Origin of the sequence: Enterococcus sp. 7E2_DIV0204 (genome assembly GCF_002140855.1) — a bacterium.
GTDB lineage: Bacteria > Bacillota > Bacilli > Lactobacillales > Enterococcaceae > Enterococcus_L > Enterococcus_L lemimoniae.
In genome coordinates this window covers 2,932,869-2,955,479 of sequence record NZ_NGKY01000001.1, presented here as the reverse complement: position 1 = coordinate 2,955,479, position 22,611 = coordinate 2,932,869, and the positions used below count along the sequence as shown (strand labels likewise).

Here is a 22,611-nt window from a genome sequence, read left to right as displayed (position 1 = left end):
ATTCGTTTAAAAAAAGCTATCTCAAAGGAGAATCAGGCTTTTTCGCCTAGCCTTCGAGACAGCTCCGTTATTTTAAATTATTCTGCTGAATCGTTTGCGCCTTCAACAACATCAACGATTTCTTCGATTGAAGTTGCTGCTTCTGGAGCTGCTTCAACAAAGATTTCTTCTACAGCTTGATCTTCACCTTGGTTTCCTTCGATGAACGCATCAGCCATTTTAGCAGTGATCAATTTAACCGCACGAATCGCATCATCATTTGATGGGATTACTACATCGATTTCATCTGGATCACAGTTTGTATCAACCATCGCTACGATTGGGATGTTCAATTTTTGAGCTTCTTGAACAGCAATACGTTCTTTACGAGGGTCAACAATGTACATTACATCTGGAATTCTAGGCATATCTTGAATACCACCTAAGAATTTTTCTAGACGTTCACGTTGTTTGTTTAAACCAACAACTTCTTTTTTAGGAAGAACATCAAAAGTTCCGTCTTCTTCCATTTTATTGATATCTTTCAAACGTTTGATACGTTTTTGGATTGTATCCCAGTTAGTCAATGTTCCACCTAACCAACGGTGGTTAACAAAGTATTGACCTGAACGAATCGCTTCGTCTTTAATCGCTTCTTGTGCTTGTTTTTTAGTTCCTACGAATAATGCAACGCCGCCGTCTTCAGCAACATTTTTCATGTAATCGTAAGCAGCATCTACTAATTTAACTGTTTTTTGTAAGTCAATGATGTAGATTCCGTTTCTTTCTGTGAAGATGTATTTCTTCATTTTTGGGTTCCAGCGACGAGTTTGGTGTCCAAAGTGTACGCCAGCTTCTAGTAATTGTTTCATAGAAATTACTGCCATGTGTTGTTTCCTCCAATTTGGTTTTTATTTGTTCCCTCTCCTGTTCTCATATCTATAAGGAACTACTAAAAGTAGCACCGCCTTACAAATCAAATCAGGATGTGGATTTAGTGTTTTCACACCGTTGTCTAGTATACATGATTATTTTATATATTTCAACCGAATCAAGTATTTTTTTTAGAAAGTCATTGAAAAAACGAATGAAATCTTGTATTTCAGTTAGCTAGTAAATGGTACTACTTATTAAGTTCCAGATGATACATTAAAATTCCCGCTGCAATTGCAACATTCAAGGATTCAGCTGCCCCTCTGATCGGAATATAAATAGTTTGGTCTGTCAGTTCTAAAATTTCAGATGAAACTCCTTGCCCTTCATTCCCCATAATCAAGGCATACTGATCTAATCCAGTTAATTTCTGATAGGCAATGGCTTCTGGATTTAATTCGGTTCCATAAACAGGTATTTTGGCTGCTTTAAATTTGTTGATCATTTCAACTAAAGGTTTACGGATGACAGGTAAATGATAATTACTTCCCTGCATTGCTCTAAGTACCTTGGTATTATAGATATCTGAGCTGCCTTCGCCTAAGATCACACCAGAAAGACCTGCTGCATCAGCCGTTCGAATCATAGTGCCGACATTCCCAGGATCTTGGACATTATCTAAAAGTAACCACCCACCTTCTAATTGGATGTCTTCTTCTGTCGGCATCATAATGATTGCGATCATTCCTTGAGGCGTTGGTAATTCGGAAATAGACTCTAGGACTTCATCAGAAACACGAATTAGTTGTTCTTGTGATTGATCGTTTAACCAAGCTGACCATTCTGATTCCCCTCGTTGATTAAAGAGGATCCATTTGATTTGCGCATTTGCTTTAACTGCCTCTTCAATCAAATGGAAGCCTTCAATCATATATTCTTGATTGTCTTCACGATGCTTTTTTTTATGTAGTTTTTTTAACTCTTTGATCATCGTATTCTTTGTTGATAAAATTTCTTTCATTTCTACACCTCACACGAGCATTATACCATGTTTTTTTTCAATCAAACAATCACAACTTTACTTGCCATATGTTCAAAAAATCGCTATCATTAATTTAATTAAAAGCGAGGTGTAGAATCAATGAGAAAGGTACGTATGAATGTACAGGGAAGAGTTCAAGGTGTTGGGTTTCGCTATATGACTAAAATGGTTGCAGATGAATTAGGTATTCACGGCACTGTACGAAATGAAGATGACGGTTCTGTTTCTATTGAATCTTTGGGTGAAGACGATGCTATGGTACAATTTATCCAAAAAATCAAAGACTCTCCTAGTCCTGTAGGCCGTGTTACGTATGTTGATATTCAAGAAGACCCGTTGATGGAAGAATATACTAGCTTCAAAGTAACAAATTGATTTAGATCAAGAAGAATCTTGCTCAGTCTTGAGGCGGATTCTTCTAATTTTTATTGAAAAAAAACGCTTTTTCAAGTATAGTTAACCTTGTGCAAATTTTTTAGAAAAGGAAAGAATAAAATGAGAAAATTAAATAAGTGGCTACTGAGTTCTGGCCTATTTACTTTAGTCCTATTTTTATCTGGATGTGTAAAAACGGGATCGGATGGTCAACCAACTGGTGAAGGAATCATCTACAATTTTTTAGTAAAACCAATGAGTAGTGCCATTACATACCTTGTTGATAATTTCAATTGGAATTATGGCTGGGCAATCATTTTTATCACGATCATCGTTCGCTTGATTATTATGCCTTTAGGCTTGAATCAATCGAAAAAAAGTATGATCCAAACAGAAAAAATGCAAGCAATCAAACCTCAAATCGATGCGGCTCAAGCCAAGGTCAAAGAAGCAACAACACGTGAAGAGCAAATGCAAGCTCAAGCTGAGATGCAACAAGTCTACAAAGAGAACAACATGAGCATGATGGGTGGAATCGGTTGTCTACCATTATTGATCCAAATGCCAATCTTCTCTGCCTTATTCTTTGCTGCTCGTTATACAAAAGGTATTGGGGACGCCTCATTTTTCGGCGTTAATCTTGGTCAACCAAGCATGATTTTCGTTATTTTAGCCGGTGTTGCCTATTTACTTCAAGGGTATCTTTCTACTATTGGTATTCCAGAAGAACAAAAGAAAACCATGAAATCAATGTTGATCGTGTCACCTTTAATGATTGTATTTATGTCAATCAGCTCTCCAGCTGGTGTAACATTATACTGGGTAGTCGGTGGGATCTTCAGTAGTATCCAAACATTAATCACAAATCAATTCTTAAAACCAAGAATCAAAGCCCAAGTGGCAGAGGAATTGAAACAAAATCCACCGAAACAAGTGATTACACCACGTAAAGATGTAACACCAACACAAGAGAAAACAGTACAAAAAGCAACACCTCAAAACAATACTTCTAAAAAAGGTAGAAATGCTGGAAAACAAAATAGAAAGTAACAAAAAAACAAGACCCAACGGATTGACTGCGTTGGGTCTTGTTTTTTAATTTACTGAAACACCAAACACAAACAAATCAACTACCTGTGCAATACTTAATACGGAGCTTCTTTGCTCTGTTTTGATATAAGGAGATAAAGTGTTAAGAAAGTGTGTCGTTGCAACCTCTGGTGATAAGCCTTTACGAATATTAAAATCACTCTTTTCAAAGAGCTCCAGCAAAGGCTTCTTATACGATTGATTCCATAATGTAAATAATTTGAGTTGCGTCTCTTTCGTTAATTTGGTCCGAAAATCATGCATCATTAAATCAAAATCAAATGGATGCTTTGTTTTCAGACAGACTGCAAATCTTTGTAATTTATTGATTGTATCAAGATGTTGATCTTCCACGATCAACACTAGTTCTTCGTTTACATCGCCTAACAAGCTTTCAATGACCCCCACATAAACGGCCTCTTTATTCTTAAAATGATGATATAAATTAGGCTGGGTCACTTCAGCTAGCTGTGCGATTTGTCTTGTCGAGGTGCTCTGATAGCCATTGTCCATAAATAATCTTGTTGCGACTTGAATAATTTTTTCTCTTGTATTTTTCGTTTCTTTATCCATTGTTTAGCCACCTATAGTTGATTTCACTCCTATTTTAACAGAAGCAGACCAAGAAACCTATACTAGATAACACTCTTTTTATGTTTAAAAAGTTGTGCTGCTTCATACAGACAGAGAATCGCTAAAATTCCTAAACAAATTGCCACCGTAGTAATAATCTCTGGATATGCTCCAGCCCACCCATCGAGAGCCTGGTGTTTGAGCAAAATTCCATAATACGCCCACAATGTTGCTAGACCATAAGCTATATCTTGATTCCGAATGATTGTTGTGGCAATAATGACTAAACCCACGATCAAGATAATAATCGTCCACACGACTTGGTTATTTTGCAAAACAGCGATATTTTTATCGACTAAGAAAGCTGTGATATTGGCGATTGTTGCAATCGTGATCCAGCCAAAATAAACGCTAAAAGGCCACCGGATAAAAAAGTAATCCTTCTTCGTTAATGAAGCTTTAGTCAGCATATGATTTGTATAAATCAAAACGATTAACAAAGCCAACATGATCACCACTGATAAATCAATTTGTAAATATTGCCATGCCAATAGCCAAGCACTATTTAGAATAGAAGAAGTAATAAATAGTATGCTAAGTTTTCTACGAATTTGCCGGTCGTTTAAAACAGATTGATCAGCTGGTTTAAACCATTGATACACAACGAATCCTGCTAAACTTAGATAAATTACTGACCAAATCGAAAAAGTTAAACCAGCTGGAGCAAATAAATTGGGATAAGTATCTGAAACTTCTTGTGTCGTCATCCCATTTAATGGCAATAATACAGCTGCTGCATTAACTGCAATCATAACGAAATAAATAATCGTCAGCAATAATTTCGTACCTAAAGAGTTACTTTTAGACATGCTAATTCCTCCTTATAAGCCTTTTTTTCCAAAAAATGGAACAAATTTTGGTGTTTTATCTGCATAGGCAATAAAATCCGGACGATCTTTGTATTTTTTTTCTAACAAAGGAACACCTGATACAAATAAAAGTAATAAAGTGATTGTCAAAGGACCAATAAGTCCCCAACTATTTCGCAGCTCGCTCAAAGTGACCAGAAAAATCCCCCACCAACTAAGTGCTTCTCCAAAATAATTGGGGTGTCTTGTGATAGACCACAGGCCAGTTGTTAAAAGCTTCCCCTGATTACTGCCGTTCTTTTTGAAATTTGTCAACTGAGTATCACCAATCGTTTCAAATGCAAACCCTACACCCCAAATCACAATACCTAATCCATTCCACCAGTAAAATGCATCTGTTGAACTTGTCATAACAAATAGTATTGGCATTGAAACCACTAATAGCAAGACTCCTTGAAGAACAAAAACATTTAGATAAGCTTTCAATTTTGCAAAATGATGCCCCCAGCGCTTTCTCATATTTACGTAACGGTAGTCTTCCGGTTTTCCGATGTTCCGTTTAGCTAAGTGAAAAAACAAGCGTAACCCCCATACCGTCACTAATACCAGTACGATTGTACTAGCGGTTGTTTTTTGGGGCATAATGAAATATCCTGTAATTGCAACAAGAACAAAACCCATCCCCCAAGCTAAATCTACAATAGAATTATTATGAAGATACTGCGCTAAAAAAAATAACAACGTAAAATAAGTAAAAATAACACCACTAATAATCAAAATAGTCATACTACTCCCCACTTTCTTCTTCAAATGCTACTGCTATACTGCCTTGACCCGCACTCATCGCGACCACAGTTGAAATATCCATCATGTAACTTGGTTGAAAGCCTAACGCTTCACTTAATTTATTTTTCAACTGTAATGCTCGTTCCTCTTCTCCTGCATGGATGACAACATAGCGTCGTACTTTATTTTTCTTATGATGTTTTTTTAATTGCTGAATAACCTTTCGCTCATTCCCTTTCAAACTAAACGCAAAATCACTCAGCTTCCCTTCACCAGTTTCATTTAAACTGACGATTGGTTTCAAATTAATTTTTTTTGCTATTTTACCAGCAAATTGCGGAATTCTGCCAGATTCGATCATCGGATCTAAATCATCTACACTAACCACTATTTTAAGCTTATTCCGCTTGTTCTTAATGTGTTTCACCACGTCTTCAAAACCTGCTCCAGATTGGATCAATTCATTTGCATTCATCACTAATAACCCTTGCGCTGCAGAATTTAGTTTGGAGTCAATTACTTCGATTTTCACAGAGGATGTTTTTTTCTTTGCCGCTTCCTTAACTGTATGAAATGTGCCACTTAATTTTTTTGCAACTGTAATAACAATAACTGCTTCATATCTCGTTTCTAAGAAAGAAAAAAGATTCTCTACAGTCTTTAAAGTTGGTTGTGAGCTAGTTGCTCGGTCACTTAGTGCGTTAGTCAATTCAAAGAATTGTTTACTTTGAATCGTTAGTTTATCAAGATAACTAGTATCTCCAATCAAGATATTCATTGGCAGGACATGAATTTGATTAGCTAACAAGTACTCAGAAGGAATGTCAGCAATTGAATCCGTTACTAATGCAATCGACGCTTTTCTTTGTTGATTGATTTGATATTGCAGTAGCATGTCATCTGCCTTTTGTTGCATAGACTGACCAACCTTACTTAAATAATGTAATACTTCATCTGGCTGATTAGAATGAATATGAATTCTTGCCTTGTTGCGATTTACAGCCACGATCAAAGAATCCCCATACGGAGCCAAATCCATCTGAATTTCAGCCTTTGACTTTGTGACTTGATCTAATAAAACTTCGGTACAATATCTAAATTTCGGTTCAGCAGTATTTACATGTTGTGTTTCAGATATCCCTATTTTGGGTGAATCGTCAATGTAATTTCTATCTGGGGCTTCAGTTTCTTTATCAACAAATGCTTGAGTAAACCCAACCATAAATAGATAAAAACCTTTCGCTCCAGCATCTACTACCTGATTTCTTTGTAACACTTTTAATTGGTTCGTTGTATGTTCCAACGCTTGTTCCGCTTTAGTCAAGGCTCTCGGCAGTATTTTATCTAGCCCGTGTACTGGATCGATGTCATTAAGGGCTTCTGCCCACGATCGAATAACCGTAATGATCGTTCCTTCAACAGGATCACTGATGGCTTGATACGCCTCGACAATTGCTAATTTTACACTATGCACAAAACTAGCAACAGAACTCTTCTCCTCTTGAATTAATAAGTTATTATAGATCCCATTAAAATATTGAGCAAAAATAATTCCTGAGTTTCCTCTAGCACCAACCAAAGAAGCGTCGGCAACTTTTTCAAACACCTCTATAACAGATGTCGATTCCTTTTTAGTTTCCTCAAGAATTGCTTGCATCAACGAAGCTAAATTACTTCCCGTATCAGCATCTGAAACTGGAAAAACATTGATTTGATTCAATTCTCGTCTTTCATTCAATACGAGAATTGCACCTTGTTGAAATGCATTCACCAGCTCTTTATAGTCAATCAGTTGACTTTCCATACTCCATTCACCTCCAGTTAAAATATTGTGCTACATAAAAAGTGATACCACTAGTAACTGCTGTAACTACTGTTCCCCATATTAGATCAATTATTGTGACTAAAATTGGCCAATCTTTGATCGTAGCTAAATTCGTCAAATCGTAAGTGGCGTAACACAATAATCCGAGAAAAGCACCCGCTAAAAGAGCATACATCATACTATCTTTTTCAAGCGCAGGATAAACAACGAAAAAGAGTAGCCCTACTAAATAAACTATATAGAATAATACAGCAGGTATTATCTTGGTTGTCCCCAATAAACTACCCAAATATTCTTGATACATTTGTCTAGCAATCAACAGTAACCAAGTAAAATCAAACACTAAAAATGCCAGCGCTGCAGTAATAAATAATTTCGCAAAATGACTCATCTTTTTACCTCCTAAAAATTTTATAAACCTTATCGATTGATAAGGTTATCCTACCACGTTGAAAATATTTATGAAAAAATTTTGCTTGCTATCTATTTAGATCTTGATAGCACAGTGAAAAAGGTGGACAGAATACTATAATCAGTATTCTGTCCACCTTTAGTTTATTTTACAATCAGTAAATCCAGACTAGCCAATGATAACGCCATTTTGGCAATTCGGTTAAGTTCTTTCAAACGATTTACTTTCACTTGCTCATCCTCTACCATGACCATTGTCTCTTCAAAATATTGTTCAATCAATGGACGCAGTGCTACTAGAGCTTGATAATTTTCCGACATTGTATTTTCAGCAAACTGCTCTTCAATTTTATTAACAGCTTGATGTAAAGCTTTCTCCGCATCATTTTCAAATAAGGCTGCATCTACTTTACTTTCTTGGTTTAGTAAATCACGCCCTTTTTTAGCTAAATTGATTACTCGCGTCAAAGCTTCAATGGAGGGTCTAAAACCTTGATCCAACAAATGCTTTTTCAAAATTGTTGCAGACGAAAATAGTTTGGCTAAATCTTTTTGTTCAGAAGAAATCACAGCATCGATGACATCATGACGTACATCTTTTGTCATCAGCAGTTGACGCAGACGCGCTTTTATAAAATCAATTACTTCTTCTTGTCCACTAGTCAATTGAACACCATATTTTTTACTATCCGCATTGACAGCGGCATCGATATCCATCTGTAACTGAACAAGTGGGAACTGCCAGCCTTTTTCTTCGACGATTCGAATGACCCCATATGTTTGTCGACGTAATGCATATGGATCATTAGAGCCGCTAGGAATCATGCCAACCGCAAAGAACGCGAAGACACTATCTAGTTTATCGGCTAAAGCTAATACAGCTCCAATTGTTGATTCTGGTAAGGCGCCATTGCTTGATGTTGGTAAATAATGTTCACGAATCGCTTGAGCTACAGTTGGTTTTTCCCCTTGAAGCAAGGCATATTTCTCACCCATGATTCCTTGTAGTTCTGGGAATTCTCCCACCATATTCGTTACTAAATCAAATTTATAGATTTCAGAAGCGCGTTTTAAATCGGTTAGTTCATCTTCAGACAATCCGACTTCTTTTCCAATGATTTGCCCAATAACACCCACCCGTTGCATTTTTTCATAAATCGTTCCGATTTTTTCATGGAACGTGACATTTTTTAATTTTTCAATGCATTCTTCAATTGATAGTTTTTTATCTTCATTATAGAAAAATTCTGCATCTTCTAAACGAGCTATCAAGACTTTTTCATTACCTTTGATCACATTTTCAATATGGACACTATCTCCATTTCTAACGGAAATAAAATGCGGAAGTAATAACCCCTGATCATTACGAACATCAAAGTAACGCTGATGCTCTTTCATTGAAGTAACTAAAACTTCTTCGGGCACAGAAAGATATTTTTCATCGAAAGCCCCTACAAATGCGGTTGGGTATTCAACTAAATTATTCACTTCTTCCAATAAATTCTCGTCTAAATCTAGCGTCCAATGATATTTCTCAGCTAATTGATTTGCTTGATCAATGATCATTGTTTTTCTTTCATTGGAATCAACGATTACAAACTGTTCTTTCATCTTTTCTTCGTACTCTTTTGAATGATCAAATGCCACATCATCCCCTAAGAAGCGGTGGCCGCGAGAACTTTTTCCCGTTGTTACATCTAATACAGAGAATGGAATCACTTCATCGTCCAATAATGCCACGATCCAATGAATTGGACGAATATATTCAAAATCATGATCTGCCCAGTGCATTGTAACAGGGAAAGTCAGACTTGTAATAACCTCTTTTAATCCTGCCAACACATCAAGTGTTTTTTGACCGTGGTTCTGTTTGGTCACATAGACATATTCTACACCGTTCAATTCTTTGAATGTGATAGCCTCTGTCGTCAAGCCTTGACCACGAACAAATCCTTCGGCTGCTTTGCTCCAATTGCCTTCACTATCTTGAGCAATTTTTTTAGCAGGTCCTTTGACTTCTTCTTGCGTATCTTCTTGCTGCTCTGGCAATTGCGTTACACGTACCGCCAAACGACGAGGTGTGGAAAAACTTTGAACCGTTTCATAGGTCAATTTATTTTCATCTAGGAATTTGACGATTTTATTTTCTAATTGTATGCGACTTGGGCTGACAATATGTGCTGGCATTTCTTCCAAGCCAATTTCAAGTAATAAATCTTTTGCCATGTTATTTTGCCTCCTTAGTAGTTTGATCCTCTTTATTTAAGAGTGGGAAGCCTAATTTTTCCCGCTCTGCAACAAAAATTTTCGCAACGGCTTTAGCCATATTTCTGATTCGTGCTAAATAGCCGGCACGTTCCGTCACAGAAACAGCACCACGGGCATCAAGCAAATTAAAGGTATGACTGCATTTTAAAATATAATCGTAAGCTGGATGTACCAAGCTTTCATTGATACAACGTTTCGCTTCTTTTTCAAATTTATCGAAGTTTTCCAGCAACATTTCTTGATTACTAACTTCAAATGAATATTTTGAATGCTCATATTCAGGCTGATTAAAGATTTCTCCGTACTTAACACCTTGTGTCCATTCTAAATCATACACACTTTCTACTTCTTGAATGTACGATGCAAGACGCTCTATCCCATAAGTAATTTCTGAGGTAACCGGGTGACAGGCTAAGCCACCAACTTGTTGGAAATACGTAAACTGAGTGATTTCCATACCATCTAGCCAAACTTCCCAGCCTAAACCAGCACACCCCATAGAAGGATTTTCCCAGTTATCTTCAACAAAACGGATATCATGAGTTAAAGGATCGATTCCCAATAATTCTAAACTTTCTAAATATAATTCTTGAATATTATCTGGAGATGGTTTCATTACTACTTGAAATTGATGATGTTGATATAATCGATTTGGATTTTCACCATAACGACCATCTGCTGGTCTTCTTGAAGGCTCTACATAAGCTGCATTCCAAGGTTCTGGTCCAATTGCCCGTAAAAAAGTATACGGACTCATTGTTCCTGCTCCTTTTTCCGTATCATATGCTTGCATCAGCATACAATCATTTGATGACCAAAATTTTTGTAACGTTAAAATCATTTCTTGTACAGTAAGTTTCTTTTCCATTGTGATCCTCCTATTTTAAAAGCGTAGCAAATCGGTCAATCCTGTAGAAAATTAGGAAATTGACATTGAAATGCTTTTTGCCTCATTTAGAATTTACTTTTTTCAAAAATCTAAACGAATAACTTAATGAAACCAATTAATTTTTTACAACGCTGTAACTACTGGATAAAACTCAATAACTTCACCTTGAACAACAGAAACTTCAACTTCCATAGTGTCCGTCAGCGTTGTATTGATAGTATAAATTTTTTCGCTAGAAACTGTTTCGAACGCTTCAATAATGATACCATCATTATCTTTGATCTGGACTAACAATTTAACAAGCGACAAAACCTTTAACTTGTTCTGTGAAAAATCAGCAGGTAAGAAAGTTGCATTAAACTGCATGAATTTCCTCCTTTCCCTTGATTAAGGACGTAAAACATAGTGATCAAGAGCAAACAAAAAGTCCCTATGCCTCATAGAGACATAGGGACGAATAATCGCGGTTCCACCCTACTTCCGATAACAACTATCGGCAGCTTCGTTTAAGTATACTCAAAAGCGCCCTTCAAAAGTTGCTTGTATCTGGCTCACACTTTTCCAGACTCGCTATCACAGCAGTTCTTTCTACTCTTCTTTCTCAACGTATTTATTTAATTACTCTTTATGATAATCTTAGATGAAGAAGATGTCAAATTATTTTTCAAGATTCAAATAATTTCTGAAAAAAATGCTCTTTTCTTTCGAAAATCATCGCCCAATCTTGATAGATTTTTGTCTCTTCTAGTTTACGTTTAACGATGTCCCCATTCATAAATTCATAGATTGTTGCCTTTGGAAAAAACAATAAAATTGGAGAGTGGGTCGCGATTACGAATTGAGAATCCCTCTGCACTAAGTCTTGCATCAAGACCATTAATTGCAATTGTGTACTAAGAGATAATCCAGTTTCGGGTTCATCTAATAAATAAAAACCTCGTCCCAAAAATCGAGTTGCCACTAACTCATAAAACGATTCTCCTCTTGAATAAGTATGTAATGACCTTTCAAAAAAACCTGCACCTTGATCGATCGTTTCAATCTCGGTCATTAAATTATAAAAGGATTCAGCTCGATAAAAATAACTATCTTTGGGATGATCTGGATATTTGATTGGCCGAGTCGCTTCAACAAATGAAGGTTGTTCTTTGTAGGATGTAAAAATATTATTTTTGGACCCACCTTCTAGATTTAAGCCCATTAATCCAGCCATCGTTTCAATTATTGTTGATTTTCCAGAACCATTTTCACCAATTAAAAATGTAACTGGTGTTTCAAATATAAGTTGCTCAATATGCGCTGCAATAGGTAAATTAAACGGAAATTCAGTTGAAGAAAGAGCTTTATCGTATTTGATTCCTTTAAGATAAAGTTTTGCCATCTTCTTCCTCTTCTCTTTCTCGTTTAGGTATTTTCAACGTGTCTTCCCAACTTTTCATCTGATCAATAAATTTCTTGCTCTTCAAATTAATCCCAACATATTCATCATAAAGCTCATCCACTGTTTGTCTAATTGCAGTTTTCGTCTCTGCTTTCACATTGATATCCTGAACCTTATCATACGAAATGGCAGAAAACAGTCGAATAAAATGGATTGCCCTTGGATTAGCGTGGTAACGATGATCATCAAGGTGCCAATGTCGTTCACACAATACACCGCTATACTTTGATGAATAATCAAACTTTCCTCGTGTTTCTTGGCAAACACTACAGTGTCTCCATTCCGGCGTGATACCAAAACGACTCAGTAATTGAATTTCAAAAATATTAGTAATGATCTCTGCATCTTTATTCTCATTTAATAATTTTAGCGCTTGCTGCACAAAATGGTATAGATTAGGATCATAAGTCCGATCTTCGATAGCGGCATCGACTAAATTCAAGATATAAGTTGCATAGGCATTAACAAAAATATCTTCCTGAATCACACGAAGGGGATAGACTTCTTTACTGCCGTTCAAAAAAGATAGACCCTCTTCTCTAAAATCGCCAATATAAACAGCTTCTGTAAAAGGCAAAATAGCAGGACCAATTGGATTATTTTTTCGGTGCGCCCCTTTTACGAAAAACATTAATTTACCAAATGACTCTGTAAAAATCTTAACTAATTTATCTTTTTCTTTATAGTCTTTGGTAAATAAAATAATCCCCTTTGTTTCGCCTAAAGCCATGATTTCGCCTCCCTTGTATTTTAGTCTATTTTAGCAGATGTAGAAGTAAAAGAACAATTCCGCTCCCACACAGAATTGTTCTTTTGGCATTTATTAATAATCGTCTTTACGATAACCAAAGTCTTGTAAATGAACTTTTTTATCGCGCCAATCTTTTTGAACTTTTACCCAAAGTTCCAAGTATACTTTATCGTCCAATAAATGTTCGATATCTTGTCTAGCCTTGGTTCCAATCTGTTTAAGCATCTTACCGCCTTTACCAATGATGATCCCTTTTTGGCTATCACGCTCAACGATGATTGTCGCTTGAATACGGATTTTATCATTTTCATCACGTTTCATTGAATCCACAACTACTGCAACAGAATGTGGAATTTCATCTCGTGTCAATAAGAGGACTTTTTCGCGTACTAGTTCAGAAACGATAAAGTACTCAGGATGATCTGTTACTTGATCATCTGGGAAATATTGCGGCCCCTCAGGCATTTGATCCACTAAAACATCCATCAATCGATCAACATTATTTCCTTCTGTTGCTGAAATTGGCACAACTTCTGCAAAATCCATCTGACTTGCATAATCTTCAATAATACCCAAAAGCTGATCTGGATGAACCGTATCGATTTTATTGATTACAAGATACACAGGGCTCGTCATTGTTTTAAGACGTTCAATGATAAAATCGTCACCCTTTCCTCTTTTTTGATCTGCACTGATCATAAACAAAGTTGCATCAACTTCGCGCAAAGCACTATAAGCCGTTTCAACCATAAAATCACCCAAGCGATGTTTTGGCTTATGGATACCAGGTGTATCAATAAAAACGATTTGTGCTTCGGGAACGGTATAGATCCCTTGAATCTTGTTTCTTGTTGTTTGAGCCTTATCGCTCATAATCGCAATTTTTTGTCCGACGATTCGATTTAACAGCGTAGATTTACCAACGTTTGGTCTCCCTACGATTGCTACAAATCCAGATTTATGTGCTTCTGTCATAGTTTCTCTCCTCTATAAAAAGTCTTGTAGTATTTGCCAAATTTTGGGAACAAACAGTAGCGCTCCCACGACTACGGCAAATCCGGTCGTTAAAAGAACTGCACCTGCCGCCATATCTTTGATTTTTTTCCCGATTGGATGAAAGTGAAAATCCGTCACCATATCGACGACATTCTCGAAAACTGTATTAATGATTTCCATCACCAATACCAGAAAGATTGCTAGCAGCAGCCACAACCATTCTGAAAGCACTAATCGAAAAATAAAACCGAAAATAATCGCAATTATTCCCATAAAAATATGTGTCCGCATGTTTCGTTCTTCTTTAAATACCGTTTTAATTCCTTGAAGAGCAAACTCTAAGGATGTTATAAAATGCTTATTTTTCGCTGTCCGCTTATCTTTTGAGTCCATAGGCATCTAAGATCTCTTTCTGTAAACCAAACATTTCTTTCTCATCCTCAGGTTCCATGTGATCATAACCATTTAAATGTAAAAAACCATGCACAGCCAAGAAACCCAATTCACGTTCAAACGAATGACCGTATTCAACCGCTTGTTCTACAGCGCGTTCAGTTGAGATCATAATATCTCCAAGGTTTCTAGGGAAGGCTTCAGTCTCATCGTCAAAAATAATCGGCAATTCGTCTTCCCCTTCTTCTTCCAACGCAAAGCTAATGACATCTGTTGGGGCATCTTTGCCTCGATAGTCTCGATTTATTACTTGAATGCCTGAATTATCCATAAAAGTCACGGACATTTCTGTATCCTTAGATATGTTCAGAAAATCAGCCGCAAACTGCAACAGATTTTCTACTTCTTCTAAATTATCTTTTGATAAATTCGTTGTTTCATCAATAAATGAAATGTCCATTAGTCATCTCTCTTTTCTTGTTCATCTTTCATTTCTTGCGCTTCTGATTTCATTTTTGGGTACTTGATTCTTGAATGGAATGTGCTACACAACCCACTAACTAAAGATTTCTCAACAATCCGAATCTCCTTCATGGTTAAGCCACAATCATCTAGTTGTCCATCTGAAATCCGATCTTGGATAACATTATGAACAAAAGCTTGAATTTTTTCGTTTGTCGGATGATCCATTGCACGAACTGCCGCTTCACATGTATCTGCAATACTTACGATCCCAGCTTCTCTTGTTTGAGGTTTAGGACCTGGGTACCGGAAATCTGCTTCTAAAATATCTGCATTACGTTCTTTAGCTTTAACATAGAAAAACTTCATTAACGTGGTCCCATGATGTTGGCGACAAATATCGATCACCATTTCAGGCATATGGTACTCTTCCAATATCTTAGCGCCATCAATAACATGACCAAAAATAATCTGTTTACTATCTTCAGGTAATAAAAAGTTGTGCGGATTTTCTGCGCCCGCTGGTAAATTTTCAACAAAGAAATTTGCATGCTTGATTTTACCAATATCATGATAATAACAAGCAACACGAGTCAGTAACGAACGACCACCGATTTCAGCTACTGCATTGGCACTCAAACTCGCAACCATCATACTATGATGATACGTTCCAGGAGCTTCTTCAAGTAGTTGTTTTAATAATGGATGATTCGGGTTACTTAGCTCATTTAAAACAATCACACTATCATCGGTTACAAGTAATTCGATATATGGATGAAGTCCCATTGTTGCAAGGAAAGCCAAAACAGTCCCAGCAAGAGCACAAATCATCATCGTCCATGATTTACCATCAAAAAAGCTCATCCCTTGATAAATCATCAAAACAAAATCTAGACAAACTGGAAAAATGATTACCCAGAATACGGCAACTAAGCCTTGCTCACTAATACGAGTTCGTTTAACTACAGTTGCTAGCAAACCAGAAAACATATAGCTCACTATAATTACTGTCAATGTATTCGTTCCAATAGCATTATAAAAAACAAACAGTGAAAAAATCACTTGGAAAACAGCTGCTAAAACACCCGCTCGTCTACTAACAAAATAATTTAGGACTAGTGGCGTAAAGGCTGCTGGGAAGAACAAAGAAATATACATCATTTGTTCTGTTTGGAAGATTTGGAAAAATTTCATCAATACAACACTTAGAGACATTGCTCCTACATAAAATAATACAAAATGTCTTCGTCGACCCTCTTCTGTAACTTGCTTAGTGAAAAACAATAAAACTAAAACTTGTAAAACAATTGCTAGTGCCAAAGCAGCCATCGGAAATAAAGAAGTGCTTTGATTTGTCATACCCAACAACTCAAGTTTTTCCATCGCTTTACTATCAATTTGAGTCCCTTCACGAACAATGATTTCACCTTGATAAATCATTGAAGGCGGAATGGCATCCATCGCATTTTGACGTAGTTCTTTTGTCTTTTTATCGTTGGCAAAATCATTTGCCACGATTCCTTGGTTCACAATATAACGAATTTCTTGTTGCATCGTTCCGGTAACATCAAGAAATTGAATCTTTTCGATCGCACTTTGACGAACATTATCTAGATCAGCTTCACGAACATGATCTTTCATTTTCTCGTCTACGATTTTCAAGCTTTCGGTTTTTACTTGTTGAATCTGAGTTGCATCTAATGAGAAAATATTTTGATAAAACACATTGGGAAATTTTTGATAAAAAGCGACTTCATCTTGATCCAACGCTTCAAATTGAGCTTTTAAATTAGCGACTCTTTCCTCTATCGTTGGCCTTGGAATCGTTTCATCTTTTTTGGCCTTAGCGACCTTTTCTTGATAGTCTTTATCTGTTTTCTCATTTGCTGTCACAATCAGCTTAAAGAGCTTTTCAATACGTTTATGCTGAACATCGGCTGTTTCTTCTTGATAAATGTACTCTGGAGTAACAGCTTCAGCTGCTAGCTTTTTCTTCTGAGCTGTTTCATACGTGTTTTCAACATTTTTATTTGCTCGAATTGTATTTTCTGCTAGCTGTCCTTCTTTGATCTCAACTCTTTTTTGATGAACGCTGCCAAACATAATGATAAATAAAAAACAGGAAAATATAAGTAGTAGTAATGGAATATAGGCTTTTCCTAATTTATCACGTAATTTTAATAACGAATACTTCAACGGAATTTTCACTCCTTTCCGCAGGTTTAACTCTATTTTTGACTTTCATTTTCATACGCTCGAATGATTTGAGCAACAACTGGATGTCGCACCACATCTCCAGCATCAAAATGAACAAATGCAATCTTATCGATTGATTGTAACGTTTTTTCTGCATGGATCAGCCCGCTAGCAACGCCTTTAGGTAAATCGATTTGGCTCGTATCGCCATTAACGATCATTCTTGAGTTAAAACCCAGTCTAGTCAAAAACATTTTCATTTGAGCAATAGTCGTATTCTGTGCTTCATCTAAAATTACAAAAGCATCATCTAAAGTCCGACCTCTCATATAAGCTAATGGTGCAATTTCGATTACGCCTCGTTCCATTAAGCGATTTGTATGTTCCATACCAAAAACTTGGTACAACGCATCATAAACCGGGCGCAAATAGGGATCTACCTTTTCTTTTAAGTCACCAGGTAAAAATCCCAGACTTTCCCCTGCTTCAACAGCGGGACGCGTTAAAATTATTTTTTGGACTTCACCTTTTTTTAATGCTGACACAGCCATTACGACTGCTAAAAATGTTTTACCCGTTCCCGCAGGACCAATTCCAAAAATAATATCTCGTTTTCTTACTGCCTCAACATATTTTTTCTGCCCTACATTTTTGATACGAATGGCTCTGCCATGGTGGTCCTTTAAGATCTCCTCTTCATACATCGCAACAAATGTATCCAGTTCACCATTTTTTGCCATTTTCAAAGCAGAAACAACATCTGGCGTACTGATTTTAATGCCGCGCTGTATTAAGACTTGTAATGTTCTTACAACAGAAGCAACCAACTGTACTTCTGCTTCTTCTCCTAGCAACTGAATCGTCTCACCACGTGTATTGATCGTTACATCTGTATTATCTTCTAAGTATTTTATATGTTTATCATGGGTTCCTAAAAGCATACTAACATCGTCAGAATCATTTAACTTCAATTCCAAAGATATCGACTGATTTTCTGTCAAAAAATGCCCATCTCCTTTATTTTTTCATTCTTTACAATCATACCATATTATTAATTTATTAAAAAGAGAGCACGATTAAATCTAACAATTCGATTTAATATCTGGCTCTACTTTGGTTAAGTTGGACAAAAAAACCAACGGAATCCCGTTGGTTTTTTTATTTGACTAATTCTCTTGTAGTAATTCTTTTACAATTGCATTGACTTGGTTGCCGTCTGCTTTGCCTTTGACTTTTGGCATTACAGCACCCATAACTTTACCAAATTCTTTTGGTGAAGTCGCACCGGTCTGATCAACTGCCGTTTGAACAATCTGACGAATTTCTTCTTCTGAAAGTTGCTTAGGCATATATTTTTCAACAATTGTGATTTCGATTTTTACTTTGTCAGCAAGATCGTCACGTCCCGCTTTTTCAAACTCTGATAAAGAGTCTCTGCGTTGTTTCATCTCACGAGATAAAACTGTTAACTCTTCTTCTCCGTCCAAATCACGGCCAGCTTTAATCTGCTCATTTTGAATGGCTGCTTTCAACATACGAAGTACAGATAAAGTATCTTTATCTTTTGACTTCATTGCTGTTTTGATATCGTCATTCAATGTTGTTAGTAATGACATACAACCAACTCCAATTCATCGAAAACTAGAATTTTTTACGTTTTCTAGCTGCTTCAGATTTTTTCTTACGCTTTACACTTGGTTTTTCGTAGAATTCACGTTTACGAGATTCTTGTAAAGTACCCGCTTTTGAAACGGAACGTTTGAAGCGACGAAGAGCATCGTCAAGAGATTCGTTTTTACGAACGACAGTTTTTGACATGTTAATTCCCTCCCTCCGAGCTTAAAAAGTAACCGTTTTTTATATTTATGAGTTATTTGACATAAATAAAATACCGTTCTTTTTACATTATATCGAATGGTTATTTTAACGTCAACCTTTGTATTGAAAAAATGCATAAAAAAGTGCCAAAATGAGTAAAGTTTTACACTCATATGCAATATTCATGTTTTTTTCTGAAAAAAATGATCATCTGCACTCTTCACAACGACCAAAAATCTCAAATCGATGTCCTTCAATTTCACACCCGCTCAATTGTTCTTTAAAAAAATCCATCGGGCACATATGAATTTCTTTTGTTTTGCCACAAACTGTACAAATAAAATGATGATGATGCCCTACTTCTTGACAACAATGGAAGCGAAATTTTTTTTCTCCATTTAAATCTGTTGTCTCCAACAAATTCAACTGTTCAAAATCATGCAAATTGCGATAGATCGTATCATAACTCACACCTTGATATTCCTGATTCATAAACTCATAAACTTCCCTTGCCGAGATATAACGATTTCTTCTAATAAGGTAGGTAATCATCGCTTCTCTCTTTTTTGTATATTTCAAGCCATGCTCTTTCATCACGGTTAAAGATTGTTCTACTTTCGAGTTAGACTGTGCCATTTTAGATCCTCCACTTCTTAAATCAGAATCATTACGAATAATATTTATGAAGGTATGGTATAATAAATCTATAAAAAAAGCAAGAGAGGAATCCAATTATGACAATAAATGAAGAAAAAAAATGTGTGACAATTTTTGTTATTTCCGATTCGGCTGGCGAAACAGCTTCAAAATTAGCTGCAGCTTCTATGGCACAGTACCCTACCGTTGACTTTTCTCTATTTAGACGAACATTTGCTAAAGAAGAAGAAAAGTTGAGAAAAGCCCTTGAAGACGCCAAACGTGAAAATGCCATGGTGTTACATACAATCGTAAATGATCGTTTAGTTAAAATTGCGAATGATTTTTTTGAAGAAAATAATTTATATCACTTTGATATATTAACACCGCCAGTAGCTGAGATCGAACGGTTGACAGGCATTGCACCGACCAGAGAAGCTGGTGCATTGCATCATTTAAATGAAAATTATTTCAAACGAATCGAAGCAATGGAATTTGCAGTCAAATATGATGACGGGAAAGATCCGAGAGGTTTCTTAGAGGCAGACGTTCTCTTACTAGGTGTTTCTCGAACATCAAAAACCCCACTCAGTCTATTTTTAGCCAATAAAAATTTGAAAGTAGCCAATCTTCCACTGATTCCCGAGGCACATCTGCCAAAACAACTGTGGGAAACAAATCCTAAGAAAATTGTTGGCTTAACAAATGATCCTGATATCTTAAACGGCATTCGTAAAGAACGAATGAGAACTTATGGCTTACCAGCTGATACCTCCTACTCAGATATTGAAAAGATCAGAAAGGAATTAGCCTTTGCTAACGATTTATATGAGAAATTAGGCTGTGTCGTGATCAATGTGGCATCATTGTCAATTGAAGAAACAGCATCAATGATTTTAAATGCGTTGAATTTAGAGGATCATAGTTATTATGCAACAGAGTCACCCGAAGCATAACAAGTCCAAATAGAAGAGCATGATTGAAGGTTATTTTTCGCCCTCAATCATGCTCTTTTTTAATTTAAAATACTTGAATTCCTTCTTGGTCTATCGATAGTACATTGATAGCAGCCGAATGAGGTAATTTTTCCAACTCTCGAACCATTTGAGTTGTTTTTTCTTCTGGCAAGATCACTAAAACAGTCGGTCCTGCTCCACTTAGAAATGCGCCGTAAGCTCCAACCTTGTGACTAAGATCCCGGATTTGCTCCAAATGTGGCACTAATTTTTTGCGATATGATTCATGCCACCGGTCTTTTTCCATCATTAAACCAGCTAAGGGCAAGTTGCCATTTAAAATCGCCGCAATCATCACATTTGCGATTGAACTTGCTTGGACCGCTTCTTTATATGGAATTGAAGCTGGCAATACGCTACGGCTTTCAGAGGTCAATAAGTGAGCTTCTGGAATATAAGCAATCACATCACACATTGGGAAGTGATGTTTAACAGAGTAAACTTCACCATCAACATAACTAGCTACAACAAAATCGCCGCAAATGGCGGGAGCAACATTATCTGGGTGACCTTCCATCTCCGTCGCTATTTGTACTTTATCTTTTTGAGATAAGTTCAAATTACCTAAGCGATTAGCAAGCTCAATACCGCCGACTATCACACTAGAGCTACTGCCTAACCCTCTAGCTAAAGGAATATCGGATGTCATCTTCAAAACTTTAGGTGAAAGGTCAGGTGCTATTTTCAATGCGGTTTGAATCAATAGATTCGTTTTATCACTTGGAATATCCGCACCTAAAGAATGGATGATTTTCCATTCTTCAGCATTTTTGACCACTTCGATATTCAGGTATTGCGACAACGCGATCCCACATGAGTCAAAACCCGGACCTAGATTTGCACTGGTTGCGGGAATTCTTATTTTCATAATTCTGACACTCCATTACGTAAATGCATCCGCATTTCTTCTAAATCACTCATTTTAGAGATTTTTACGTCTGTTGCATTGATAGCTGTATCAGGATCTTTCAGACCATTTCCCGTGAAAACTGTTACTACTGTTTCACTAGGTTTGATTTTCCCGCTTCTCACATGTTGGATCACACCAGCTAATGAAGCTGCAGATCCAGGTTCAACGAATACCCCATCTTGAGCAGCAACTTTACGATAAGCATTCAAAATTTCTTCGTCTGTTACAGAATCGATATAACCATTAGATTCATCACGTGCAGCTTCTGCTAATTTCCAACTAGCTGGATTACCGATACGAATAGCTGTTGCAATTGTCTCAGGTTGCTCAATCACTTCTCCTTTTACGATTGCTGCAGCGCCTTCTGCTTCAAAACCGTGCATTCTAGGTAAAAGAGTCCCTTTTTTATCATGCCATTCTTTAAACCCTTTCCAATAAGCTGAAATATTTCCAGCATTTCCAACAGGGATTGCTAAAACGTCTGGTGCTTGTCCCAGTTGTTCACAAACTTCAAAAGCAGCCGTTTTTTGACCTTCTAAACGATATGGATTAACAGAATTCACAAGAGCAACTGCTTCTGTTTTGGCAATATCTCGTACAGCTTTTAAAGCTTCATCAAAGTTTCCTGGAATCGAAATAATATCTGCGCCATAAATGATAGCTTGAGCTAATTTACCCATTGCGATTTTCCCATCTGGAATAACCACATATGCTTTAACACCGGCTCTTGTAGCATAAGCGGCAGCAGCAGCACTTGTATTCCCAGTAGAAGCACAGACGATTGCTTTAGCCCCTTCTTCAACAGCTTTAGCTACGGCCATGACCATGCCGCGGTCTTTAAAGGAACCGGTTGGATTCAACCCTTCATATTTTCCGTATAGATTGATTCCTAATTCTTTTGATAAACTGTGCAAAGGAATCAATGGTGTATTTCCTTCAGCTAGAGAAATCATGGGTGTTTTATCTGTAATTGGTAAATATTCCTTATATTGTTTTAATAGTCCTTCGTACAT

Annotated in this window: 25 protein-coding genes; 3 read left to right on the top strand and 22 right to left on the bottom strand. The window is 36.6% G+C overall.

Going from position 1 to position 22,611, the window contains the following annotated elements:
* Positions 1 to 77: 77 nt before the first annotated feature.
* Complete coding sequence (gene rpsB / locus A5819_RS13730) at positions 78 to 866, bottom strand: 30S ribosomal protein S2 (RefSeq protein ID WP_010764803.1); 789 nt, start codon at positions 864 to 866, stop codon at positions 78 to 80.
* A gap of 236 nt (positions 867 to 1,102) precedes the next feature.
* Positions 1,103 to 1,873 carry an RNA methyltransferase gene (locus A5819_RS13725; protein WP_086279314.1) on the bottom strand — a complete coding sequence of 257 codons (771 nt, stop codon included), beginning with the start codon at positions 1,871 to 1,873 and terminating at the stop codon, positions 1,103 to 1,105.
* Positions 1,874 to 1,993: 120 nt separating this feature from the next.
* Here A5819_RS13725 and A5819_RS13720 point away from each other — a divergent pair, with 120 nt between their 5' ends.
* Complete coding sequence (locus A5819_RS13720) at positions 1,994 to 2,269, top strand: acylphosphatase (protein WP_086279313.1); 276 nt, start codon at positions 1,994 to 1,996, stop codon at positions 2,267 to 2,269.
* Positions 2,270 to 2,389: 120 nt separating this feature from the next.
* Positions 2,390 to 3,319 (top strand): membrane protein insertase YidC, encoded by a 930-nt coding sequence (gene yidC / locus A5819_RS13715; RefSeq protein ID WP_086279312.1) that lies wholly within the window; start codon positions 2,390 to 2,392, stop codon positions 3,317 to 3,319.
* 45 nt (positions 3,320 to 3,364) lie between these two features.
* Here yidC and A5819_RS13710 read toward each other — a convergent pair whose 3' ends face one another.
* The 18 genes from A5819_RS13710 to A5819_RS13625 form a co-directional block, all read right to left on the bottom strand.
* Positions 3,365 to 3,931 carry a TetR/AcrR family transcriptional regulator gene (locus tag A5819_RS13710; RefSeq protein ID WP_086279311.1) on the bottom strand — a complete coding sequence of 189 codons (567 nt, stop codon included), beginning with the start codon at positions 3,929 to 3,931 and terminating at the stop codon, positions 3,365 to 3,367.
* A 62-nt stretch (positions 3,932 to 3,993) separates the two neighbouring features.
* The gene (locus A5819_RS13705) at positions 3,994 to 4,800 is read right to left on the bottom strand and encodes a TspO/MBR family protein (RefSeq protein ID WP_086279310.1); all 807 of its coding nucleotides are present in this window, start codon (positions 4,798 to 4,800) and stop codon (positions 3,994 to 3,996) included.
* Between the two features lie 12 nt (positions 4,801 to 4,812).
* The gene (locus tag A5819_RS13700) at positions 4,813 to 5,586 is read right to left on the bottom strand and encodes a DUF1295 domain-containing protein (protein ID WP_086279309.1); all 774 of its coding nucleotides are present in this window, start codon (positions 5,584 to 5,586) and stop codon (positions 4,813 to 4,815) included.
* A gap of 1 nt (position 5,587) precedes the next feature.
* Positions 5,588 to 7,390 (bottom strand): DegV family protein, encoded by a 1,803-nt coding sequence (locus tag A5819_RS13695; protein ID WP_086279308.1) that lies wholly within the window; start codon positions 7,388 to 7,390, stop codon positions 5,588 to 5,590.
* A gap of 7 nt (positions 7,391 to 7,397) precedes the next feature.
* Positions 7,398 to 7,802: a DUF2177 family protein gene (locus A5819_RS13690; RefSeq protein ID WP_086279307.1), complete on the bottom strand. Its 405-nt coding sequence runs from the start codon at positions 7,800 to 7,802 to the stop codon at positions 7,398 to 7,400.
* Between the two features lie 164 nt (positions 7,803 to 7,966).
* Entirely contained in the window at positions 7,967 to 10,048 is a 2,082-nt protein-coding gene (gene glyS, locus A5819_RS13685; protein ID WP_086279306.1) for a glycine--tRNA ligase subunit beta, read from the bottom strand.
* A 1-nt stretch (position 10,049) separates the two neighbouring features.
* The gene (glyQ, locus tag A5819_RS13680; protein WP_086279305.1) at positions 10,050 to 10,958 is read right to left on the bottom strand and encodes a glycine--tRNA ligase subunit alpha; all 909 of its coding nucleotides are present in this window, start codon (positions 10,956 to 10,958) and stop codon (positions 10,050 to 10,052) included.
* A gap of 144 nt (positions 10,959 to 11,102) precedes the next feature.
* Positions 11,103 to 11,345 (bottom strand): hypothetical protein, encoded by a 243-nt coding sequence (locus A5819_RS13675; RefSeq protein WP_086279304.1) that lies wholly within the window; start codon positions 11,343 to 11,345, stop codon positions 11,103 to 11,105.
* Positions 11,346 to 11,643: 298 nt separating this feature from the next.
* Positions 11,644 to 12,360 carry an AAA family ATPase gene (locus A5819_RS13670; RefSeq protein WP_086279303.1) on the bottom strand — a complete coding sequence of 239 codons (717 nt, stop codon included), beginning with the start codon at positions 12,358 to 12,360 and terminating at the stop codon, positions 11,644 to 11,646.
* On the bottom strand, positions 12,341 to 13,150 hold the full coding sequence (recO, locus tag A5819_RS13665; protein ID WP_086279302.1) for a DNA repair protein RecO: 810 nt from the start codon (positions 13,148 to 13,150) through the stop codon (positions 12,341 to 12,343). The genes A5819_RS13670 and recO overlap by 20 nt, the downstream gene beginning before the upstream one ends.
* 93 nt (positions 13,151 to 13,243) lie before the next feature.
* The gene (era, locus tag A5819_RS13660; RefSeq protein ID WP_086279301.1) at positions 13,244 to 14,146 is read right to left on the bottom strand and encodes a GTPase Era; all 903 of its coding nucleotides are present in this window, start codon (positions 14,144 to 14,146) and stop codon (positions 13,244 to 13,246) included.
* Between the two features lie 12 nt (positions 14,147 to 14,158).
* Entirely contained in the window at positions 14,159 to 14,566 is a 408-nt protein-coding gene (locus A5819_RS13655; RefSeq protein ID WP_086279300.1) for a diacylglycerol kinase family protein, read from the bottom strand.
* Positions 14,544 to 15,020 carry an rRNA maturation RNase YbeY gene (gene ybeY / locus A5819_RS13650; protein ID WP_086279299.1) on the bottom strand — a complete coding sequence of 159 codons (477 nt, stop codon included), beginning with the start codon at positions 15,018 to 15,020 and terminating at the stop codon, positions 14,544 to 14,546. Before ybeY ends, A5819_RS13655 begins: the two co-directional genes overlap by 23 nt.
* A complete protein-coding gene (locus A5819_RS13645; protein ID WP_086279298.1) occupies positions 15,020 to 17,218 on the bottom strand; it encodes an HD family phosphohydrolase in 2,199 nt (732 codons plus the stop codon). Before A5819_RS13645 ends, ybeY begins: the two co-directional genes overlap by 1 nt.
* Positions 17,219 to 17,250: 32 nt before the next feature.
* Entirely contained in the window at positions 17,251 to 18,219 is a 969-nt protein-coding gene (locus A5819_RS13640; protein ID WP_086279297.1) for a PhoH family protein, read from the bottom strand.
* Between the two features lie 165 nt (positions 18,220 to 18,384).
* Complete coding sequence (locus A5819_RS13635; protein ID WP_086279296.1) at positions 18,385 to 18,834, bottom strand: GatB/YqeY domain-containing protein; 450 nt, start codon at positions 18,832 to 18,834, stop codon at positions 18,385 to 18,387.
* A gap of 25 nt (positions 18,835 to 18,859) precedes the next feature.
* Positions 18,860 to 19,036 (bottom strand): 30S ribosomal protein S21, encoded by a 177-nt coding sequence (gene rpsU, locus A5819_RS13630; protein WP_002356740.1) that lies wholly within the window; start codon positions 19,034 to 19,036, stop codon positions 18,860 to 18,862.
* Positions 19,037 to 19,243: 207 nt separating this feature from the next.
* The gene (locus tag A5819_RS13625; RefSeq protein WP_086279295.1) at positions 19,244 to 19,672 is read right to left on the bottom strand and encodes a Fur family transcriptional regulator; all 429 of its coding nucleotides are present in this window, start codon (positions 19,670 to 19,672) and stop codon (positions 19,244 to 19,246) included.
* A 98-nt stretch (positions 19,673 to 19,770) separates the two neighbouring features.
* On the opposite strand from A5819_RS13625, the gene A5819_RS13620 reads away from it, so the two are divergent.
* Entirely contained in the window at positions 19,771 to 20,628 is an 858-nt protein-coding gene (locus tag A5819_RS13620; RefSeq protein ID WP_176271430.1) for a pyruvate, water dikinase regulatory protein, read from the top strand.
* Positions 20,629 to 20,692: 64 nt separating this feature from the next.
* On the opposite strand, the gene thrB is transcribed toward A5819_RS13620, so the two are convergent.
* Both thrB and thrC read right to left on the bottom strand, forming a co-directional pair.
* Complete coding sequence (thrB, locus tag A5819_RS13615) at positions 20,693 to 21,556, bottom strand: homoserine kinase (RefSeq protein WP_086279294.1); 864 nt, start codon at positions 21,554 to 21,556, stop codon at positions 20,693 to 20,695.
* On the bottom strand, positions 21,553 to 22,611 hold the full coding sequence (gene thrC, locus A5819_RS13610; RefSeq protein ID WP_086279293.1) for a threonine synthase: 1,059 nt from the start codon (positions 22,609 to 22,611) through the stop codon (positions 21,553 to 21,555). The genes thrB and thrC overlap by 4 nt, the downstream gene beginning before the upstream one ends.

Excerpts from the sequence above, each read along its gene's own strand:
- rpsB (WP_010764803.1), bottom strand. The coding sequence starts at position 866 with ATGGCAGTAATTTCTATGAAACAATTACTAGAAGCTGGCGTACACTTT.
- A5819_RS13725 (WP_086279314.1), bottom strand. The coding sequence starts at position 1,873 with ATGAAAGAAATTTTATCAACAAAGAATACGATGATCAAAGAGTTAAAA.
- A5819_RS13720 (WP_086279313.1), top strand. The coding sequence starts at position 1,994 with ATGAGAAAGGTACGTATGAATGTACAGGGAAGAGTTCAAGGTGTTGGG.
- yidC (WP_086279312.1), top strand. The coding sequence starts at position 2,390 with ATGAGAAAATTAAATAAGTGGCTACTGAGTTCTGGCCTATTTACTTTA.
- A5819_RS13710 (WP_086279311.1), bottom strand. The coding sequence starts at position 3,931 with ATGGATAAAGAAACGAAAAATACAAGAGAAAAAATTATTCAAGTCGCA.
- A5819_RS13705 (WP_086279310.1), bottom strand. The coding sequence starts at position 4,800 with ATGTCTAAAAGTAACTCTTTAGGTACGAAATTATTGCTGACGATTATT.
- A5819_RS13700 (WP_086279309.1), bottom strand. The coding sequence starts at position 5,586 with ATGACTATTTTGATTATTAGTGGTGTTATTTTTACTTATTTTACGTTG.
- A5819_RS13695 (WP_086279308.1), bottom strand. The coding sequence starts at position 7,390 with ATGGAAAGTCAACTGATTGACTATAAAGAGCTGGTGAATGCATTTCAA.
- A5819_RS13690 (WP_086279307.1), bottom strand. The coding sequence starts at position 7,802 with ATGAGTCATTTTGCGAAATTATTTATTACTGCAGCGCTGGCATTTTTA.
- glyS (WP_086279306.1), bottom strand. The coding sequence starts at position 10,048 with ATGGCAAAAGATTTATTACTTGAAATTGGCTTGGAAGAAATGCCAGCA.
- glyQ (WP_086279305.1), bottom strand. The coding sequence starts at position 10,958 with ATGGAAAAGAAACTTACTGTACAAGAAATGATTTTAACGTTACAAAAA.
- A5819_RS13675 (WP_086279304.1), bottom strand. The coding sequence starts at position 11,345 with ATGCAGTTTAATGCAACTTTCTTACCTGCTGATTTTTCACAGAACAAG.
- A5819_RS13670 (WP_086279303.1), bottom strand. The coding sequence starts at position 12,360 with ATGGCAAAACTTTATCTTAAAGGAATCAAATACGATAAAGCTCTTTCT.
- recO (WP_086279302.1), bottom strand. The coding sequence starts at position 13,150 with ATGGCTTTAGGCGAAACAAAGGGGATTATTTTATTTACCAAAGACTAT.
- era (WP_086279301.1), bottom strand. The coding sequence starts at position 14,146 with ATGACAGAAGCACATAAATCTGGATTTGTAGCAATCGTAGGGAGACCA.
- A5819_RS13655 (WP_086279300.1), bottom strand. The coding sequence starts at position 14,566 with ATGCCTATGGACTCAAAAGATAAGCGGACAGCGAAAAATAAGCATTTT.
- ybeY (WP_086279299.1), bottom strand. The coding sequence starts at position 15,020 with ATGGACATTTCATTTATTGATGAAACAACGAATTTATCAAAAGATAAT.
- A5819_RS13635 (WP_086279296.1), bottom strand. The coding sequence starts at position 18,834 with ATGTCATTACTAACAACATTGAATGACGATATCAAAACAGCAATGAAG.
- rpsU (WP_002356740.1), bottom strand. The coding sequence starts at position 19,036 with ATGTCAAAAACTGTCGTTCGTAAAAACGAATCTCTTGACGATGCTCTT.
- A5819_RS13625 (WP_086279295.1), bottom strand. The coding sequence starts at position 19,672 with ATGGCACAGTCTAACTCGAAAGTAGAACAATCTTTAACCGTGATGAAA.
- A5819_RS13620 (WP_176271430.1), top strand. The coding sequence starts at position 19,771 with ATGACAATAAATGAAGAAAAAAAATGTGTGACAATTTTTGTTATTTCC.
- thrB (WP_086279294.1), bottom strand. The coding sequence starts at position 21,556 with ATGAAAATAAGAATTCCCGCAACCAGTGCAAATCTAGGTCCGGGTTTT.
- thrC (WP_086279293.1), bottom strand. The coding sequence starts at position 22,611 with ATGTACGAAGGACTATTAAAACAATATAAGGAATATTTACCAATTACA.